We start from the raw sequence: 16,939 nt of genomic DNA, 5'->3' as shown, positions 1-16,939 counted from the left end.
AGATGGCTGAGAAATCCGACGAGTTCCGCGCCCAAGCGCCTTTGGGGGCGCAGATCAGCCATATGCTGAAATCGCGCGGGGTCGCGGTGATTTTTGGCATTCCGGGGGTGCATAACCAAGAGATGTATCGCGGGATCGAAGAGGCCGGGATCACGCATGTGTTGGCGCGGCATGAGCAGGGGGCCGGGTTCATGGCCGATGGCTATGCGCGGGCCACGGGCCAGCCGGGGGTGGCCTATGTGATCACCGGGCCGGGGCTGTGCAATATCCTGACGCCGCTCGGGCAGGCGTGGTCGGACAGTGTGCCGGTGCTGGTGCTGTCGTCCTGTCTGGATGAGACAGCGGCGCAGCAGGGGCAGTTGCACCAGATGCGCGATCAGCGCGCGGCGGCGGGCTGTGTCACAGAATGGAGCGTTGAGGCGCGCGATGCGGCCAGTGCCTATCGGTTGATTGACCGCGCGCTTGTGGAATTTGCCACGCGGCGCGGGCGGCCGCGGCATATTCAGGTGCCGATTGCGACGCTGGAAGGGATGGCCGAGGCGGCGCCTGCGGCCCTGCCATTGGTGGATGTGCCCGAGATCGCCACCGAGGTGGTGGCAGAGGTGGCCGAGGCGTTGCGGGCAGCGCGCAAGCCGTTGATCATCTTGGGCGGCGGGGCTGCGCAGAGTGCCGAGGCCTGGCGCGAGATTGCGACGCGGTTGGGGGCTGCAACCTTTACCACCTATGCTGGGCGCGGGATCATGGGGGCTGCGGCCCCGCTTGATTTCGGGGCCTATCTGGCGCGGCCTGATAGCGCGACGGTGATCGGCGAGGCCGATCTGGTGCTGGTGGTGGGCAGCGAGTTGTCGCAAAACGATCTGTGGCGGGCAGAGTTGGGGCATCGTGCGCCGCTGATCCGGGTGGATATGGACCCGGATGTTCTGGGTGGTGCTGTGGCCGGTGATCGCCGGGTTTTGGCAGAGGCCGGGGCGTTGGCGCGGAGGCTCTTGGCGCAGGATTTGCCGTCATGCGGCGGTTGGCGGCCCGAAGAGATCACTGCCGCGCGGGCGCGCTGGCGGGCTGAGAGCGACGCCGAGCGGCCGGGGATTGCCAGCATCTGCGATGCCTTGCGCTCGGCGCTGCCCGAGGACACGATGATCTATTCCGACATGACGCAATTCGCCTATGTCGCCAAAGAGGTCTGGCCGATGGCGCGGCCCGGTCATTGGCATCATCCCACAGGCTTTGGTACGCTCGGCTATGCGCTGCCTGCGGCGATTGGCGGCGCGATGGCGCGGCGGGGCAAACCCACCGTCGCCATCGCGGGCGATTACGGGTTTCAGTATACGGTGCAGGAACTGGGCACGGCGGTAGAGCAGGGGCTGGCCCTGCCAATTCTGGTCTGGGACAATACCAAGCTGAAAGAGATCGAGGACAGCATGGTGCGGGCGCAGATCGCGCCCAATGCGGTCAAGGCGCATAACCCCGATTTCTGCGCGCTGGCGCGGGCCTATGGCGCCCATGCCGAGGCCCCGCAAAACGTGGCGGCGTTGCAAGAGGCGGTGCAGGCGGCGCTGCGCGCGGACCGCCCCACGTTGATCCATATGACGCCGGTTCTGTCGGTGCAGGCTTAGTAAACATCGCCGCGACCGGTCACCGAAATATAGGCCGGGCAACCGGGCCGGGCGGTGTTGATGATCAGATACCAGACGGTTTCGCCGGGCCGCCCGGTGCGCGAATATTCGCAGCCCGAGGGATGCGTCCACCATTGGCCCTGATGGCTGACGGGGGGCATGACGCTGGATTTGCCGACCTTGATCTGGCTGGCGCGGCCGATCGTTTTCGACACATCCGCCTGAGCGATGCCGGTGAGGCCGAGCGTGAGGGCGGTGACGAGTGTGAGGATGGTTTTCATTGGCGGGACTCCGTTACAAGTTTTGCATTCCGGCCTTCACTCCACTGCCCGCCGGGGGCGCGTTGGCGTCAGGACCATGTCAAAAGAACGGCGCTTGCCGAGGATTATTCCCAAATTTTTGCAAAGAGTGCGCAGTGTTGCGCGCGCAAACCCGTGGTATAAGAGGGGCATGTCGCTCTTTTATGGGCTGACACGCTTTGAACACGGATCACAGGCGCGATCATGCCCATTGTCACCTTTCATATCGGCATGCCGAAATGTGCGACGACCACGGTCCAGAGCTTTCTGGCGGAGGGTGCCGCGTGGCTGGCGGCGCAGGGGCAGGTCTATGAGCATCATCCCGAGGACCGCACGCGCAATCAGGGCAATGCGGCGCAACTGGCGGCCTTTGGTGTGGCACAGGATAGCGCGCGGATGGCGGCGCATCTGGGTTATTTCCTGCGCTCGGGGCGCGATGTGGTGCTGAGCAGCGAGGTTTTGTTTGACCTTTGGCGTCAAGACAGGTTCGTGCCGTTGCGCGATGCGGTGCAGCGGCTGGGCTATGAGCTGCGCGTGGTGGTCTATCTCAAGCGGCAGGATCTGTGGATCGAGAGCGATTTCAAGCAGCATGTGAAGGGGCGGAGCGACTGGGCTGGCAGCTTTGAGCACCTGCTGGAGCGGCGGCTGTCGCGGGGGACGCTGGACTATCATCGGCTTTTGGGGGCATGGGCGGCACAAGTGGGGCGCGAGGCGATGACCGTTGTGCCGCTCAACCCGTCGCAGCCACAGGATTTTGCCGTGCGGCGGTTTTTGGAGATCATCGGCGTGGCCCCGCCCGAGGGGGCATTGGGACTAGCGCCGCAGAATGTGAGCCCGCCTGCGGCGATGATCGAGGCTGCGCGGCACATCAAGGCCGCCCTCCTTGCGCGGGGGCTGAGCGGGCCAGAGATTGCGCCGCTCTTGGCGCAGTTCATGGCGCAGGTGCCAGAGCGGGCGCAGACCGGCGCGGCGCAAGAGATCCTGAGCCCTGAGGCGCGGCGCGACCTTTTGGAGCGCTGCGCGGCGTCCAATGCGGCGCTCGCGCAAGAGTTTCTTGCCGGGCAGGTGCCCTTTGAGCCGCCAGAGCCGGTGGGGGCGTGGGTGCCGCTTTCGGAGCGGGCGGTTGCGATCCTGGCAGAGCGTGTGTCGCAAGAGATGCTTGGATCTGCGCCCGAGGCCAAGCCCGATAGCTCGCTTATCGGGCGCTGGCGGGCGGCGCGGCGCGGCAAGACGTAGTGTAATCTTTTGCCGAGGTGGCGCAAATTGGGCTGGTCTCGGGCCGGTGGCGCGATTAGGTAGATGGGCGATAGCGACGCAACGGAGTGAGCCCAGACATGGCTAAAATCACCTATATCGAGCATAATGGCACCCGGCATGAGGTCGAGGTGGCCAATGGCCTGACCGTGATGGAAGGCGCACGCGACAACAATATCCCCGGCATTGAGGCCGATTGCGGCGGGGCCTGCGCCTGTTCCACCTGTCATGTCTATGTCGATCCGGCTTGGGTGGGCAAACTGCCTGCCAAGGATGACATGGAAGAGGACATGCTCGATTTCGCCTATCAGCCGGACCCGGCGCGCTCGCGTCTGACCTGTCAGCTCAAGGTGACGGAGGCGCTGGATGGTCTGGTGGTGCAGATGCCGGAAAAACAAATCTGAGATGCGCGGCGCGGCGGCGGTCTTCGGGGCGCTGCTGCTTGCGGGGCCAGTTCTGGCCGAACCTTGGGTGACGAGCGGCGGTGGCAGCATCGCCGCTGCGCGCTTTGAAGCCCCTGATGACAGCTATCCGCATCGGATCATGGGGCAGATACACGAGCGCCGTGTCTTGGCGGTGCGCGATGCCTCTGGAATGGAAATCCGGTATGACCTGCGGCGGGGGCCGGAACCCAGCCATGTGTTCGAGGATATCGCCCCGCGTCTGGTGGATGCCGATGGCGATGGGCAGATTGATGTGGTGGTTGTGGAATCCAGCCCCACGCAGGGCGCGCAGCTGGCGATTTACAGTCTGCGGCGCGGGCACTTGGTGAAATCCGCCGCCACGCCCCACATCGGGACACGGTTTCGCTGGCTGGCCCCTGCTGCGATTGCCGATCTGAATGGCGACGGGATCACCGATATCGCCTATGTCGAGACGCCGCATCTGGGCAAGACCCTGCGCGTCTGGAGTTGGGCACCGGGGGGCTTGACGCAGGTTGCGAGCCTCAAGGGCGTGACCAATCACCGGATCGGGGATGAGGTGATCTGGGGCGGGTTGCGCGACTGTGGTCTAGGGCCTGAGATCATCGTTGCGGATGCCGGATTTCGCGAGGTTGTGGCGGTGGCGTTTGACGGCGCTGACCTGACGGCGCGGCCCTTGGGGATCATGGCCACCCCAAAGGGGTTCGCACAGGTGCTGGCCTGTGGCTGAGGTTCATCTGGCCAAAAATACCTCGGGGGTGTGGGGGCTGGCCCCCACGCAGGGTGCAGTTCAGAGCGCGCGCCAGCCAATGTCGCGGCGGCAAAACCCTTCGGGCCAGTCGATCTGGTCCACCATGGCATAGGCGCGCTCTGCCGCCTCTTGCAGGGTGGTGCCACGGGCTGTGGCGGCCAGAACGCGGCCGCCTGTGGCGGTGATTTGCCCCTCTGCGCGGGTGGTGCCTGCATGAAAGACCATGTGAAAGCTGTCCTCGGGGCAGGTCTCTAGCCCTTTGATGACGCTGCCTTTTTCATAGGTGCCGGGATAGCCGCGGGCGGCCAGAACGACCGTCAGGGCGTGATCTTCGGCCCAGTTGACCGAAATATCGCCCAGTCGTCCTTCGGCGGTGGCGAGCAGCAGGTCGAGCGCCTGCGCGCCCAAGCGCATCATCAGCACCTGACATTCGGGATCGCCAAAGCGGCAGTTGTATTCGACAAGGCGCGGTGTGCCGTCCTTGATCATCAGCCCGACAAAGAGCACGCCTTGGTAGGGCGTGCCGCGCCGTGCCATTTCGGCCAAGGTGGGGCGGACGATCTGATCGAGCGCCTGTTGGGTCACGGCGTCGGTCATCACGGGCGCAGGGGAATAGGCCCCCATGCCGCCGGTGTTGGGGCCGGTGTCGCCCTCGCCCACGCGTTTGTGGTCTTGGGCGGTGCCGATGGGGAGCGCTGTCTCGCCGTCGCAAAGGACGAAAAAGCTGGCCTCTTCGCCGTCCATGAATTCCTCGATCACCACTTCGGCCCCGGCAGCGCCGAATTCGCCGCCGAACATATCCTCCAGCGCGGCGAGGGCCTCATCCTCGGTCATGGCCACGATGACGCCTTTGCCCGCGGCCAGACCGTCGGCCTTGACCACGATGGGGGCGCCTTGCGCCGTGACATAGGCGCGGGCGGCGGCAAGGTCGGTGAAATGGGCATAGGCGGCGGTGGGGGCGTTTGCCGCGTCGCAGATGGCTTTGGTAAAGCTCTTGGACGCCTCAAGCCGGGCGGCGGCGGCGGAGGGGCCAAAGACCAGCAATCCCGCCTCGCGCAGGCGGTCGGCGACACCGGCGGCAAGCGGGGCCTCGGGGCCGATGATGACGAAATCAATGGCCTCGGCCTCGCAGAAGCCCGCAATCGCGCCGCCGTCGAGGATATCGAGTGCGGCACATTCGGCGATTTCGGCGATGCCCGCGTTGCCCGGGGCCACGATCAGCCGGTCGCATTTGGGATTTTGCAGCACGGCCCAGCCAAGCGCATGTTCCCGCCCGCCCGATCCGAGGATGAGAATATTCATGGCGGCAACTCCTGCTTGGCCTTGGTTGGCCTGCGTTCTAAGGTGGTGGGCAGGCAGACACAAGGCAGGAGGGGCGCGCGCATGTCCGATCTGATCGACGATCCCCAAGAGGGCGGTAATGCCCCGGAGTTTTCCGTCTCGGATCTGTCGGGGGCGATCAAACGGATGATCGAGGGCGAGTTTTCGCATGTGCGGGTGCGCGGCGAATTGGGCCGTATTTCGCGGCCACGGTCGGGGCATATCTATCTGGACCTCAAGGACGACTCGGCGGTGTTGGCTGGGATCATCTGGAAGGGGGTTGCCGCGCGATTGGCCGTGCAGCCCGAAGAGGGGATGGAGGTGGTGGCCACGGGCCGTTTGACCACCTTTCCCGGTCAATCACGCTATCAGATCATCATCGAGGATATGAAGCCAGCGGGCATGGGCGCGCTGATGGCGATGTTGGAAAAACGCAAGGCGGCGCTGGCGGCGGAAGGGCTGTTCGCACCCGAGCGCAAGCAGGCGCTGCCCTATCTGCCGGAGATCATCGGGGTTGTCACATCGCCCTCGGGCGCGGTGATCCGCGATATTTTGCACCGGCTGCGCGACCGGTTTCCGCGCAAGGTGCTGATTTGGCCCGTCGCCGTGCAGGGTGACAAATGTGCGCCGGAGGTGGCGCGAGCGATCCGGGGGTTCAATGCGATGACGCCGGGGGGCGCGCTGCCGCGCCCTGATTTGATTATCGTGGCGCGCGGTGGTGGATCGGTCGAGGATCTGTGGGGGTTCAACGAGGAAATCGTGGTGCGCGCGGCGGCGGAAAGTGCGATTCCGCTGATCTCTGCCGTGGGCCATGAGACGGACACCACGCTGATTGATTTCGCCTCGGACAAGCGCGCGCCGACGCCGACGGCGGCGGCGGAACTGGCGGTGCCGGTGCGGATGGACCTTCTCGCTTGGGTCGAGGGGCAGGGCGCACGGCTGAGCCATGCGCTGAGCCAAGGGGTGCGTTTGCGCGGTCAGCGGTTGCGCGATCTGGCGCGGGCCTTGCCACGGGCCGAGGTGTTGCTGGATGGGCCGCGGCAGCGGCTGGACGCCTTGGGCGAGCGCCTGCCTGCGGCGCTGATCCGGTCGGTGCAGGTGCGGCGGGTGCATCTGTCAGAGACGGCGGGGGCGTTGCGCCCGGCGCTGTTGCGGCGGGCGGTTGAAGGGGATCGGCGACGGTTGCAGGCGACGGCGGCGCGGCTGAATGTGCATGCGCTCAACCGCGATATTGCGCAGAAGCGGCGCGATTTGGATCAGGTCTCGGCGCGGTTGTCGGATGTGGCGGGGCGGCAGGTGCGGGGCTGGCAGGATCGGCTGGCGGCGCTGGAGCGGTTGCGCGAGACGCTGGGCTACAAGGCCACGCTGAGCCGTGGCTACGCGGTGGTGCGCGGCGACGGGGCCGTGATGACGACACGGGCGGCGGCAGCAGGGGCGGCGGCGCTGCAGATTGAATTTGCCGATGGCGTACTTGATGTGTCGGGGTCGTCCGCCGCTGCGCCCAAGCCCAAGCCCAAGACCCCGCCTGCGGGGCAAGGCAGCCTGTTCTGACAGGGTCAGTCCGGTTTTTGCCCGCCAATGCGCTGGGTGAGTTCGGCTGCGGCCTCGGCGACTTGACGCCCGACGGTGTCGAGCCGGGCATCGGGCAGACGTGCGGCCAGACCCGAGACCGAGATGGCGCAGACCGCTTCGGCCTGTGGCGACCAGACCACGGCGGCCAAGCAGCGTAAGCCCGTCACATGTTCCTCGTCATCAAGTGCAAAGCCTTGGGCGCGGATGCGTTTGATATCGACCATGGCTGTGGTCAGGCTGCGGTGTGAGCGTTTGGTCATCGGGTGAAACCCGGTGCGGGCCACGAACTCGGCGATATCGGCATCGGGCCATGTGGCGAGAATCGCCTTGCCCATGCCAGAGCAAAAGGCGGGCACGCGCCCGCCGGGGGGCGAGATGGCGCGCATGATTTCGCGGCTTTCGACCTGTGAGAGGGTCACAAGCTCGTCCTGATCGAGAATGCCGAGATTGGCGGTTTCGCGCGTGGCATCGCGCAGGTGGCGCAAGAGCGGCAGGGCCGGGGTGACGAAATTATGCCGCCGGGCAAAGGCGGTGCCAACGGAAAACGCGCCCCGTCCGACATGCCACAGCGCGCGCTCTGAATCGAATTGTGCGAAGTGCTGCAATTCGAGCGTGGTCAGCAGGCGGTGCGTGGTCGAGACCGCAAGACCGGCCAGCCGGGCCAAATCCGAGACGCGCGCGCCTTCGTCCTGCTGGCTGAGCAGGTGCAGCAGGCGCAGGGCGCGGGCGACAGACTGGACGCCTTGGGATTGGGGATCGGTCATGTTCGGTATACCTTTCCATACAATGGAAAACATTTTTCCCGTTCTTACAAGTCCCGCAGCACTGAAGTAGCTGCAAAACCCGATGATTTCCTGAAATACTGGAGCGATACCATGACCACCTATGTTGACCGTCACGGCCTGAGCGTGGCCGCACCGCTGGCCCGTTTGATCGAAGATGAGGTGCTGCTTGGGCTGAGTGCCGATCAGTTCTGGTCCGGCTATGCCGCTTTGTTGAGGGATCTTGCGCCCAAGAACGCGGCCCTTTTGGCCAAGCGGCGGGAGTTGCAGGTGCAGATTGACGGCTGGCACCGCGCGCGGCGCGGGCAGCAGTTTGATGGTGACGCGTATCGCGAATTTCTGACCGAGATCGGCTATCTGGTGCCGGAACCTGAGGCGTTTGAGCTGGGCACGCAGAATGTGGATGCCGAGATTGCACAGGTTGCGGGGCCGCAATTGGTGGTGCCGGTGATGAATGCGCGGTTTGCGCTCAATGCCGCCAATGCGCGCTGGGGCAGTCTTTATGATGCGCTTTATGGCACGGATGCGATTGCGGGCCGGGCAGAGGGGCCGGGCTATGATGCTGCGCGGGGCCGCCAAGTGATTGCCTGGGCGCGGGCGCATCTGGACAAGGTGGCCCCCTTGGCCGCCGGGTCTTGGGCGGATGTCGCGGCGTTCGAGGTGGACGGCGCGTTGCGTGTTACCGTAGGCGGGCACGTCACGGGGTTGGCTGATGCGGGACAGTTTGCAGGCACTACGGCGGGCGGCAACGTGATGCTGCGGGTCAATGGGCTGATGATCGAGATCGTGATTGACCGGGCGTCGGCCATTGGCCGCGATGATCCGGCGGGAATTTCGGATGTGCGGATCGAAAGCGCGCTGACCGCTATACAGGATTGCGAGGATTCGGTCGCGGCGGTGGATGCTGACGATAAATGCGTGGTCTATGGCAATTGGCTGGGTCTGATGCGTGGCGACCTGCAAGAGCGGTTCGAGAAGGGCGGGCGTCTGCTCACCCGGGCGCTGAACCCGGATGTGACCTATCTTGATCCGCAGGGGAACGAGGTGGTGCATCCCGGACGTGCGCTGATGCTGGTGCGCAATGTCGGGCTTTTGATGACCACTGATGCGGTGCTGCTCGATGGCAAGGAGACGCCTGAGGTGATGCTGGATGCCGCCGTGACGGTTGCGGCGGCGATGCATGATCTGGCGCGCGGTGCAGAGGGCAATTCGCGGGCGGGATCGGTCTATGTGGTGATCCCCAAGCTGCATGGGCCGGAGGAATGCGCCTTTGTCGATACGCTTTATGGGCGGGTCGAAGAGGTGCTGGGCCTGCCGCAAAATACCGTCAAGCTGGGCGTGATGGATGAGGAGCGGCGGACCTCGGCGAACCTTATGGCCTGTATCAAGGCGGTCAAGGATCGCTGTGTGTTCATCAACACCGGGTTCCTTGATCGGACCGGCGACGAGATTCACACCTCGATGCAGGCGGGGCCGGTCATTCCCAAGGGCGAGATGCAAAAGGCCATCTGGCTTGCGGCCTATGAGGCCGGGAATGTCGATGCGGGCCTTGCAGCCGGCATGACCGGGCGCGGACAGATCGGCAAGGGCATGTGGGCCAAGCCCGATGCGATGGCCGATATGCTGGAGGTCAAGATCGGGCATCCCAAGGCTGGGGCGAATACGGCCTGGGTGCCGTCGCCCACGGCGGCGACGCTGCATGCCACGCATTACCATCAGGTGGATGTGGCCGGGCTGCAAGCGGCGCTCAAGGGCCGGGATCGCGCGGCACGGGCTGATCTGCTGACACCGCCGCTGATGGTGGGGCGCAACCTATCGGGCGAAGAAGTGCGGCGCGAGCTGGACAATTCCTGTCAGTCGATTCTGGGCTATGTCGTGCGATGGGTCGATCAGGGGATCGGCTGTTCCAAGGTGCCGGACATCAACGATGTGGCGCTGATGGAGGATCGTGCGACTTTGCGGATTTCGTCGCAATATCTGGCCAATTGGCTGATCCACGGGATATGCACGGCGGAAGAGATTGACGCCTCGTTGCGGCGTATGGCACCCAAGGTAGATGCGCAGAACGCGCAGGACCCGGCCTATCGCCCGATGGCCCCCGATTTCGATGGGGCGGCGTTCAAGGCGGCGCGGGACCTGATCTTTGAAGGGGCCAAGCAGCCCTCGGGCTATACAGAGCCGCTGTTGCATGCGGCGCGGCGCGGGGTCAAAGCGGCATAGGGGGAACGGTTTATGCTGATGGTAAAAAGGCTCGATCTGGCGGACGCTGGGGTGCTCTTGGCGGGTGCGCGCGCCAAGGCGGCGGAGATTGGCGTGCCGATGTGCATCGCCATCACCGACGAGGGCGGCAATCTGGTGGCGTTTGAGCGGATGGACGGGGGCAAGGTTACGTCGATCACCATTGCGATCGACAAGGCCTTTACCGCCGCCGGAGCCAAGAAAGCGACGCATGAGTATGGCGAGCTGAGCCAACCCGGCAAGCCCGCCTATGGCATCGCGGCGGCCATTGGCGGGCGGTTGATGGTGGTGGGCGGCGGCCTGCCCGTGGTTGTGGAGGGCGATGTTGTGGGCGGCATCGGCGTAAGTTCGGGCACGCCGATGCAGGACCGCGAGGTTGCGGAGGCTGGTATCGCGGCGTTTCTGGCGGGGCTCTAAACCTCTGCCGGGGCGACAACCTCTTGAAAATTGGTGAAAAACTGCGCGGCGAGCTTTTTCGCCGTGCTTTGAATGAGGCGGCTGCCCAATTGCGCGAGCTTGCCGCCGATGTCGGCGCGGGCATTATAGCGCAGGGTGGTGACGCCGTTTTCTTCGGTCAGCGTCACATCCGCGCCGCCCTTGGCATGGCCCGCAGCGCCGCCATTGCCTTGGCCCGTCAATGAAAACGCATCTGGCGCACCCGAGGTGTCGAGCGTGACCGTACCGGTAAAGCGTGCCTTGACCGGGCCGATCTTGAGCACGACGCGGGCCTCTAATTCTGTATCGGAATGTTTGATCAGTTCCTCGCATCCCGGAATGCTCTGGCGCAGAATCTCGGGATCGTTGAGCGCGGCATAGACGCGGGATTTGGGCGCATTGAGCGTGATTTCATCGGCGAGGTCCATGGGGGTCTCCTTGATATTTAGGGGAATGTCAGGTCTGGCGCTGGCCTTGGCGGCGGTGCTGGACGATCTGGGCCAGAATTGAGAGCGCGATTTCCTCGGGGGTGACAGCGTTGATCGCAAGGCCCGCCGGGGAATGGACGCGCGCCAGCGTCTCTGGCGTGGCATCGAGCCGCGCGGCGAGGGTTGTGAATTTGCGGCGGCTGGCGACAAAGCCGATGTAGTCGGCGTCAGAGGCCAGTGCCGTGCGCAGGGCGTCGAGATCGCCGGCCCCTTGGGTGGCGATGACCACCATCCGCGCATGGTTGGCGGCGGGCAGGGGGCCAGAATCGGGCTGGGTATCGGGTGTGGTGATGTCAAACCCGAAGGGCTGCGCAAGCGTGGCGAGGGCAAGCGCCACAGGCGAGGCACCAAGGATCACGAGTTCGGGGCGGGGCAGGACCGGTTCCACGAAAATCTCCATCGCGCCCTTGCTGGGACAGCCGTTGCGGGCGATGTCGCGGCCCTGATGGTGTTCGCCGGGGGTCAGGCCCTGCGCGGTCAGGTCTTCGTCAGGCTGAATGGAAATGAGGCGCGGCGTGCCTTCGGCGAGGGCGCTTTGGGCGGCGCGGGCCACCGCACCCCGCACGCAGCCGCCGCCAATCCAGCCCTCTGATATGGTGCCATCGGCGAGGATCAGCGCCCGTGCGCCAGGTTTGGCGGCAGTGGCCCCCACGGTGCGGATCACCGTGGCAATGGCATAGGGGGTGCGGGTGGCGTTCAGGCGGTGGGTGGCGGTGTTGAGCGTGTCAGAGATCATGTCAGGCGCTCCAGCTGCGGGCCGAGGGCCGCCAGATCGTTCAGCGTCGTGGCGGCGGCAAAGAGATCGAGATGCGGCAGGGCGGCGGCCATGGCGGCGGTGACGGGCGCGTAATCTGCCCAACCTTTCAAGGGGTTGAGCCAAATGATTCGCCCACCTCGTTTGCGCAGGCGGATGAGGGCCTCGGTCAAGGCTGCGGGCGCGTCAGTGTCATAGCCGTCCGACAGGATCACCACGACCGTGCGGGAATTGACGCCGTGCCGCGCGGGGCCACGGGCGAAATCTGCCAGCGATGCGCCAATCTTGGACCCGCCGCCAAAGCCATCGGCCAGAAGCGACAGGCGGTTGAGGGCGCGCAGTGGGTCAGGATCGCGCAGCGCGTCCGAAATACGCACAAGGCGGGTATGAAAGAGCCAGGCATCCGTGGCGTCATCAGCGCGAACAAGGCCGGTGAGAAAGGCCAAAAACACCCGCGCATAGATCGTCATCGAGCCAGAGACATCGCAGAGGGCGACGATCCGCATCTGACGATCCGGGCGTTTCTTGCGCGGGAGCGTCAGGGGTTCGCCCCCGGTGGCAAGGCTGGCGCGGATGAGGCGGCGAAAGTGGATCTGATCGCCCCGATGGGCGGCCCGGCGGCGGCGGGACCGGCGGTAGGCGAGGGATTGCGCAAGGCGGCGGGCGATGGATTCAGCCTCGGCAATATCCTGCGGGCTGACCAGTTTGCGCATGTCGTGATGCATCAGGCTGGCGGTGCGGCTGGCGATGAGCGTGCCGGTGCCGTCGCCATGGGCCGCACCCCGGCCATCGTCGGGGGCGTGGATTTGCCCGCGCGCGGTGCTGTTATCGCCGCTGGCATCGCGGCTGTTGCGGCTATGGGCATTGCCGCTGCGCTCTGAGGGGGCGAATTTCTCGCGCACGCGGCCTGCGTTCAGCCAATAGCTGTCAAAGAGCGCGTCGAACTGGGCCACCTCATCGGCGGTGCTGGCGCAGACTGATTTGAGGGCGCGGCGAGTCTCGTCGGGGTTGGCCGCGTTGATATGGCTGAGGGCTGTAAGGGCTGTTTGTGTTGCGCCCACGCCCAACCGCAGGCCATTGGCGCGCAGATGGGCGATGAAGCCCGCGATACGTGCGGATGGCCCCGGATCGCGGGCGGCAAAGCGGGTGACGCGGCTCATGCGGCCTGCCCTGCGAGGCGCTGCGCCACTTCTGTAGTGATATTGGCGCGGTCTGTTTGCGTCTTGAGCAGGGTCGCAAGCGCGGCTTGCAAGATCACCGGATCGTGGGTCAGATCGTTGATGCCAAGACCCGCAAGTGCCGCAGCGAAATCGAGGGTTTCGGCGATGCCGGGAGTTTTCTCAAGGTCCTCGCGGCGGAGGGCCTGCACGAAGCTAACGATCTGGCGGGTGAGGTGCTGGTCGATCTGCGGACAGCGGCTTTGCAATATTGCAAGCTCTGCGGTGCGGTCCGGGTAATCGACATGGGCATAAATGCAGCGCCTGCGCAGCGCATCCGAAAGGTCACGGGTGCCATTGGCAGTGAGGATCACCATCGGGCGCGCGGTGGCGGTGAGCGTGCCCATTTCGGGGATGGTGATCTGGAACTCGGACAGGATTTCAAGAAGATAGGCCTCGAATTCCTCGTCGGCGCGGTCGATCTCGTCGATCAGCAGGACCGGCGATTCTGCCTGCCGGATGGCCTGCAAGAGGGGCCGCTCCAAGAGGTAATCATCAGAGAAAATTCGCGCTTCCACGCCTGCGCCGGTCTCGCCGCCCTCTGAGGCGGCGCGGATGGCGAGGAGTTGGCGGGGGTAGTTCCATTCATAGATGGCTTGGGCGGCGTCGAGCCCTTCGTAGCATTGCAGGCGGATCAGGCGCGCGGATTTCATCGCAGCCAACACGCGCGCCACCTCGGTCTTGCCGACGCCTGCAGCCCCTTCCAGCAGGAGGGGCCGTTCCAGTGACAGGGCGATATGCAGCGCCATGGCCAAATCGTCACCTGCGATATAGCCATGATCTGTCATGCCCTGTTGCAGATCGCGCCAGCCTTGCATGCAGTCTCCCTGTTTCTTTTTGGTGCAAATACTCCGGGGGTCCGGGGGCTGGCCCCCGGTCCCGTCCTTAGCCATGCAGCCCGAGGTCGTGGGCTGCGCGCCAGATGCGCCAATGATCATGCGGCATATGGCTTTGACGCAGGCCAAAGGGGCGCAGCGCATCATGCACGGCGTTTGAAAAGGCCGGAACACCGCCGACATTCGGGCTTTCACCCACGCCCTTGGCCCCGATGGGGTGGTGTGGCGAGGGGGTTTCCGTATGATCTGTGGTGTAATGCGGCGTTTCCCACGCGGTGGGGATAAAGAAATCCATCAGCGTGCCGGTTTTGACATTGCCCATCTCGTCATAGGCAATTTCCTGCCCCATGGCGATGGCGAGCGCCTCTGTCAGGCCGCCATGCACTTGGCCTTCGATCACCATCGGGTTGATGCGGGTGCCGCAATCGTCGAGCGCGTAGAACTGGCGGATTTGAGTTTCGCCGGTGTCGACGTCAATTTCCATCACGCAGATATAGGCCCCGAAGGGATAGGTCATGTTGGGCGGATCGTAGTAGCTGACCGCTTCCAGCCCCGGCTCGACGCCGGGAATGGCCTGATGATAGGCGGCATAGGCAATCTCGGCCATGGTCTTGAACCGTTCTGGCGCGCCTTTGACGGCGAAGCGGTCGATGTCGAATTCGACGTCATCGTCATGGACCTCTAGCAGATAGGCCGCGATCATCTGCGCCTTGGCGCGGATTTTGCGACCGGCGAGCGCGGTGGCGGCCCCTGCCACGGGGGTAGAGCGGCTGCCATAGGTGCCAAGGCCGTAGGGCGCGGTGTCGGTGTCGCCTTCTTCCACCGTGATCTTGTCCGCCGGGATGCCGATTTCGGTGGCGAGGATCTGGGCAAAGGTGGTGGCGTGGCCTTGACCCTGAGAGATGGTGCCAAGACGGGCGATGGCCGATCCGGTGGGGTGGATGCGGATTTCGCAGCTGTCGAACATGCCCATCCCAAGGATGTCGCAATTCTTGACCGGGCCGGCCCCCACGATTTCGGTGAAATGCGTCAGACCAATGCCGATCAGTTTGCGGGTTTCGCCGCGTTTGAAGGCCTCGATGCGTTCGGCCTGTTCGGCGCGCAGCCCGGCGTAATCCACAGCCTCGAGCGCCTTGTCCCACGCAGTGTGGTAATCGCCGCTGTCATATTCCCAGCCAAGCGCCGAGTGATAGGGGAATTGGTCGGCGCGGATGAAGTTGATGCGGCGGAGTTCTGCCGCGTCCATGCCGAGTTCAATGGCCAGTATTTCGATCATGCGCTCGATGAAATACGCGGCCTCGGTCACGCGGAAGGAGCAGCGATAGGCGACGCCGCCCGGGGCCTTGTTGGTATAGACGCCATCGACGCCCACGTAGGCCACCGGGATGTCATAGCTGCCGGTGCAGATATGAAAGAATCCGGCGGGGAATTTGGTGGGATCGGCGCAGGCGTCGAACGCGCCGTGATCGGCGGTGACATGGCACCAGAGGCCGGTGATCTTGCCCTCTTTGGTGGCCGCGATCTTGCCCTTCATCCAGTAGTCGCGGGCGAAGGCGGTGGCCATCAGGTTTTCCATCCGGTCCTCGACCCATTTCACCGGCAGGCCGGTGACGATGGTGGCGACGATCGAGCAGACATAGCCGGGATAAACGCCCACCTTGTTGCCAAAGCCGCCGCCGATGTCGGGCGACACCACGCGGATGTTGTGTTCGTCGATGCCCGACAGCAAGGAGGCCACGGTGCGCACCACATGCGGGGCCTGAAAGGTGCCATAGAGCGTGAGCTTGCCATTCACCTTGTCCATGGAGGCGACGCAGCCACAGGTTTCCAGTGGGCAGGGGTGGGTGCGGTGGTAATAGATCATTTCCTCGGCCACCACATCGGCGGAGGCGATCACCTCTTCGGTGGTGGATTTATCGCCCTGTTCCCACAGGAAAATATGGTTGGGGTGGCGGCGGGGGCCGTGGGCACCATCGGCACCGGGGGCGAGATCCTCGCGCAGCACTGTGTCGGAGTTGAGCGCCTCGAACGGGTCGGTGATGACGGGGAGTTCCTCATACTCGACGTCGACCAGTTCCACAGCGTCGGCGGCAACGTAACGGTCGCGGGCGACGACAAAGGCCACTTCTTGCCCTTGAAAGAGCACCTTGCCATCGGCCAGCACCATCTGTTTGTCGCCCGCAAGGGTGGGCATCCAGTGCAGGCCGAGCGGCTCGAGATCCTTGGCCGTCAGCACAGCCACCACGCCGTCAAGGGCCATGGCGGCGGAGGTGTCGATGGATTTCACGCGGGCATGGGCATAGGGCGAGCGGACGAAATCGCCAAAGAGCATGCCGGGCATCTTGATGTCATCGACATAATTGCCCTTGCCTTGGGTAAAGCGCGCATCCTCGACGCGCTTGCGGGCGCAGCCGATGCCCTTGAGCTTGGCGGTGCGGTCGTCGCGGTCTGGCGTCAGATCGTTCATTCTGCGGCCTCCTTGGAGGAATTGAGTGTGGCAGCGGCGGCGAGCACCGATTTGACGATGTTTTGATAGCCGGTGCAGCGGCAAAGATTACCCGCCATGCCAAAGCGCACCTCTTCTTCGGTGGGGTCGGGGTTTTCCTTGAGCAGTTGTGCCGCGCGGGTGATCATACCCGGCGTGCAAAAGCCGCATTGCAACCCGTGATGTTCGCGAAACGCCTCTTGCAGCGGGTGGAGCGCATCGGGGCTTCCGAGCCCTTCGATGGTGGTGATGCTGGCCCCGTCTGCCTGAGCGGCAAAGACGGTGCAGGATTTGATCGACCGGTCGCCCATAATCACGGTGCAGGCGCCGCAATGCGAGGTTTCGCAGCCGATATGCGGGCCTGTGATATTGAGGCGTTCGCGCAGGACATGGATCAAAAGCTCGCGTGGTTCTGCCAGCAATTCATGGCGGGTGCCGTTCACGGTGAGGGTGATCTGCATTTTCTTGGACAT

At 64.6% G+C, this 16,939-nt stretch carries 16 protein-coding genes; 7 read left to right on the top strand and 9 right to left on the bottom strand.

From position 1 onward, the window contains the following. The first annotated feature begins 2 nt into the window (after positions 1–2). The gene (locus tag ROSMUCSMR3_RS04895; protein WP_081506625.1) at positions 3–1,613 is read left to right on the top strand and encodes a thiamine pyrophosphate-binding protein; all 1,611 of its coding nucleotides are present in this window, start codon (positions 3–5) and stop codon (positions 1,611–1,613) included. Here the strand turns inward: ROSMUCSMR3_RS04895 and ROSMUCSMR3_RS04890 are convergent. Then, positions 1,610–1,894 (bottom strand): hypothetical protein, encoded by a 285-nt coding sequence (locus tag ROSMUCSMR3_RS04890; RefSeq protein WP_008280478.1) that lies wholly within the window; start codon positions 1,892–1,894, stop codon positions 1,610–1,612. The genes ROSMUCSMR3_RS04895 and ROSMUCSMR3_RS04890 overlap by 4 nt on opposite strands. 222 nt (positions 1,895–2,116) lie before the next feature. Here ROSMUCSMR3_RS04890 and ROSMUCSMR3_RS04885 point away from each other — a divergent pair, with 222 nt between their 5' ends. From ROSMUCSMR3_RS04885 to ROSMUCSMR3_RS04875, 3 genes are all read left to right on the top strand, one after another. Then, on the top strand, positions 2,117–3,148 hold the full coding sequence (locus ROSMUCSMR3_RS04885; protein ID WP_081506624.1) for a hypothetical protein: 1,032 nt from the start codon (positions 2,117–2,119) through the stop codon (positions 3,146–3,148). Positions 3,149–3,246: 98 nt separating this feature from the next. Then, the gene (locus ROSMUCSMR3_RS04880; RefSeq protein ID WP_008280476.1) at positions 3,247–3,570 is read left to right on the top strand and encodes a 2Fe-2S iron-sulfur cluster-binding protein; all 324 of its coding nucleotides are present in this window, start codon (positions 3,247–3,249) and stop codon (positions 3,568–3,570) included. A gap of 1 nt (position 3,571) precedes the next feature. After that, positions 3,572–4,318 carry an FG-GAP repeat domain-containing protein gene (locus tag ROSMUCSMR3_RS04875; protein ID WP_081506623.1) on the top strand — a complete coding sequence of 249 codons (747 nt, stop codon included), beginning with the start codon at positions 3,572–3,574 and terminating at the stop codon, positions 4,316–4,318. A 60-nt stretch (positions 4,319–4,378) separates the two neighbouring features. On the opposite strand, the gene purD is transcribed toward ROSMUCSMR3_RS04875, so the two are convergent. Continuing rightward, positions 4,379–5,641 carry a phosphoribosylamine--glycine ligase gene (gene purD / locus ROSMUCSMR3_RS04870; protein WP_081506622.1) on the bottom strand — a complete coding sequence of 421 codons (1,263 nt, stop codon included), beginning with the start codon at positions 5,639–5,641 and terminating at the stop codon, positions 4,379–4,381. 81 nt (positions 5,642–5,722) lie between these two features. On the opposite strand from purD, the gene xseA reads away from it, so the two are divergent. Further along, positions 5,723–7,210, top strand: a complete 1,488-nt coding sequence (xseA, locus tag ROSMUCSMR3_RS04865) for an exodeoxyribonuclease VII large subunit (RefSeq protein ID WP_081506621.1) — start codon at positions 5,723–5,725, stop codon at positions 7,208–7,210. Positions 7,211–7,215: 5 nt separating this feature from the next. On the opposite strand, the gene ROSMUCSMR3_RS04860 is transcribed toward xseA, so the two are convergent. After that, positions 7,216–7,995: an IclR family transcriptional regulator gene (locus ROSMUCSMR3_RS04860; protein WP_008280471.1), complete on the bottom strand. Its 780-nt coding sequence runs from the start codon at positions 7,993–7,995 to the stop codon at positions 7,216–7,218. A gap of 111 nt (positions 7,996–8,106) precedes the next feature. Between ROSMUCSMR3_RS04860 and ROSMUCSMR3_RS04855 the strand changes: the two genes are divergently transcribed. Together ROSMUCSMR3_RS04855 and ROSMUCSMR3_RS04850 are read left to right on the top strand one after the other, a co-directional pair. Continuing rightward, positions 8,107–10,233, top strand: coding sequence for a malate synthase G (locus ROSMUCSMR3_RS04855; protein ID WP_081506620.1), 2,127 nt, complete (start codon positions 8,107–8,109; stop codon positions 10,231–10,233). A 12-nt stretch (positions 10,234–10,245) separates the two neighbouring features. Next, positions 10,246–10,668 (top strand): GlcG/HbpS family heme-binding protein, encoded by a 423-nt coding sequence (locus ROSMUCSMR3_RS04850; RefSeq protein WP_081506619.1) that lies wholly within the window; start codon positions 10,246–10,248, stop codon positions 10,666–10,668. Here ROSMUCSMR3_RS04850 and ROSMUCSMR3_RS04845 read toward each other — a convergent pair. The 6 genes from ROSMUCSMR3_RS04845 to ROSMUCSMR3_RS04820 form a co-directional block, all read right to left on the bottom strand. Then, positions 10,665–11,114 carry a CoxG family protein gene (locus ROSMUCSMR3_RS04845; protein WP_081506618.1) on the bottom strand — a complete coding sequence of 150 codons (450 nt, stop codon included), beginning with the start codon at positions 11,112–11,114 and terminating at the stop codon, positions 10,665–10,667. The two genes, ROSMUCSMR3_RS04850 and ROSMUCSMR3_RS04845, sit on opposite strands and share 4 nt — an antisense overlap. 28 nt (positions 11,115–11,142) lie before the next feature. After that, a complete protein-coding gene (locus tag ROSMUCSMR3_RS04840; protein ID WP_081506617.1) occupies positions 11,143–11,910 on the bottom strand; it encodes an XdhC family protein in 768 nt (255 codons plus the stop codon). Next, entirely contained in the window at positions 11,907–13,088 is a 1,182-nt protein-coding gene (locus tag ROSMUCSMR3_RS04835) for a vWA domain-containing protein (protein ID WP_081506616.1), read from the bottom strand. The genes ROSMUCSMR3_RS04840 and ROSMUCSMR3_RS04835 overlap by 4 nt, the downstream gene beginning before the upstream one ends. Continuing rightward, complete coding sequence (locus ROSMUCSMR3_RS04830) at positions 13,085–13,963, bottom strand: AAA family ATPase (protein WP_081506615.1); 879 nt, start codon at positions 13,961–13,963, stop codon at positions 13,085–13,087. Before ROSMUCSMR3_RS04830 ends, ROSMUCSMR3_RS04835 begins: the two co-directional genes overlap by 4 nt. Before the next feature lie 67 nt (positions 13,964–14,030). After that, a complete protein-coding gene (locus ROSMUCSMR3_RS04825; RefSeq protein WP_081506614.1) occupies positions 14,031–16,448 on the bottom strand; it encodes an aerobic carbon-monoxide dehydrogenase large subunit in 2,418 nt (805 codons plus the stop codon). Next, positions 16,445–16,939 carry a (2Fe-2S)-binding protein gene (locus tag ROSMUCSMR3_RS04820; protein ID WP_008280463.1) on the bottom strand — a complete coding sequence of 165 codons (495 nt, stop codon included), beginning with the start codon at positions 16,937–16,939 and terminating at the stop codon, positions 16,445–16,447. The genes ROSMUCSMR3_RS04825 and ROSMUCSMR3_RS04820 overlap by 4 nt, the downstream gene beginning before the upstream one ends.

The sequence above is a fragment of the Roseovarius mucosus genome (genome assembly GCF_002080415.1).
GTDB classification, from domain to species: domain Bacteria; phylum Pseudomonadota; class Alphaproteobacteria; order Rhodobacterales; family Rhodobacteraceae; genus Roseovarius; species Roseovarius mucosus_A.
Note: the sequence above shows the minus strand (reverse complement) of the source record. Positions and strands in the feature narration are given on the sequence as shown.

Bases quoted from the DNA above. Each gene is read 5' to 3' on its own strand.
- ROSMUCSMR3_RS04825 (WP_081506614.1), bottom strand. From the start codon at position 16,448: ATGAACGATCTGACGCCAGACCGCGACGACCGCACCGCCAAGCTCAAG.
- ROSMUCSMR3_RS04860 (WP_008280471.1), bottom strand. From the start codon at position 7,995: ATGACCGATCCCCAATCCCAAGGCGTCCAGTCTGTCGCCCGCGCCCTG.
- purD (WP_081506622.1), bottom strand. From the start codon at position 5,641: ATGAATATTCTCATCCTCGGATCGGGCGGGCGGGAACATGCGCTTGGC.
- ROSMUCSMR3_RS04890 (WP_008280478.1), bottom strand. From the start codon at position 1,894: ATGAAAACCATCCTCACACTCGTCACCGCCCTCACGCTCGGCCTCACC.
- ROSMUCSMR3_RS04885 (WP_081506624.1), top strand. From the start codon at position 2,117: ATGCCCATTGTCACCTTTCATATCGGCATGCCGAAATGTGCGACGACC.
- ROSMUCSMR3_RS04840 (WP_081506617.1), bottom strand. From the start codon at position 11,910: ATGATCTCTGACACGCTCAACACCGCCACCCACCGCCTGAACGCCACC.
- ROSMUCSMR3_RS04820 (WP_008280463.1), bottom strand. From the start codon at position 16,939: ATGTCCAAGAAAATGCAGATCACCCTCACCGTGAACGGCACCCGCCAT.
- ROSMUCSMR3_RS04875 (WP_081506623.1), top strand. From the start codon at position 3,572: ATGCGCGGCGCGGCGGCGGTCTTCGGGGCGCTGCTGCTTGCGGGGCCA.
- xseA (WP_081506621.1), top strand. From the start codon at position 5,723: ATGTCCGATCTGATCGACGATCCCCAAGAGGGCGGTAATGCCCCGGAG.
- ROSMUCSMR3_RS04855 (WP_081506620.1), top strand. From the start codon at position 8,107: ATGACCACCTATGTTGACCGTCACGGCCTGAGCGTGGCCGCACCGCTG.
- ROSMUCSMR3_RS04850 (WP_081506619.1), top strand. From the start codon at position 10,246: ATGCTGATGGTAAAAAGGCTCGATCTGGCGGACGCTGGGGTGCTCTTG.
- ROSMUCSMR3_RS04835 (WP_081506616.1), bottom strand. From the start codon at position 13,088: ATGAGCCGCGTCACCCGCTTTGCCGCCCGCGATCCGGGGCCATCCGCA.
- ROSMUCSMR3_RS04895 (WP_081506625.1), top strand. From the start codon at position 3: ATGGCTGAGAAATCCGACGAGTTCCGCGCCCAAGCGCCTTTGGGGGCG.
- ROSMUCSMR3_RS04880 (WP_008280476.1), top strand. From the start codon at position 3,247: ATGGCTAAAATCACCTATATCGAGCATAATGGCACCCGGCATGAGGTC.
- ROSMUCSMR3_RS04830 (WP_081506615.1), bottom strand. From the start codon at position 13,963: ATGCAAGGCTGGCGCGATCTGCAACAGGGCATGACAGATCATGGCTAT.
- ROSMUCSMR3_RS04845 (WP_081506618.1), bottom strand. From the start codon at position 11,114: ATGGACCTCGCCGATGAAATCACGCTCAATGCGCCCAAATCCCGCGTC.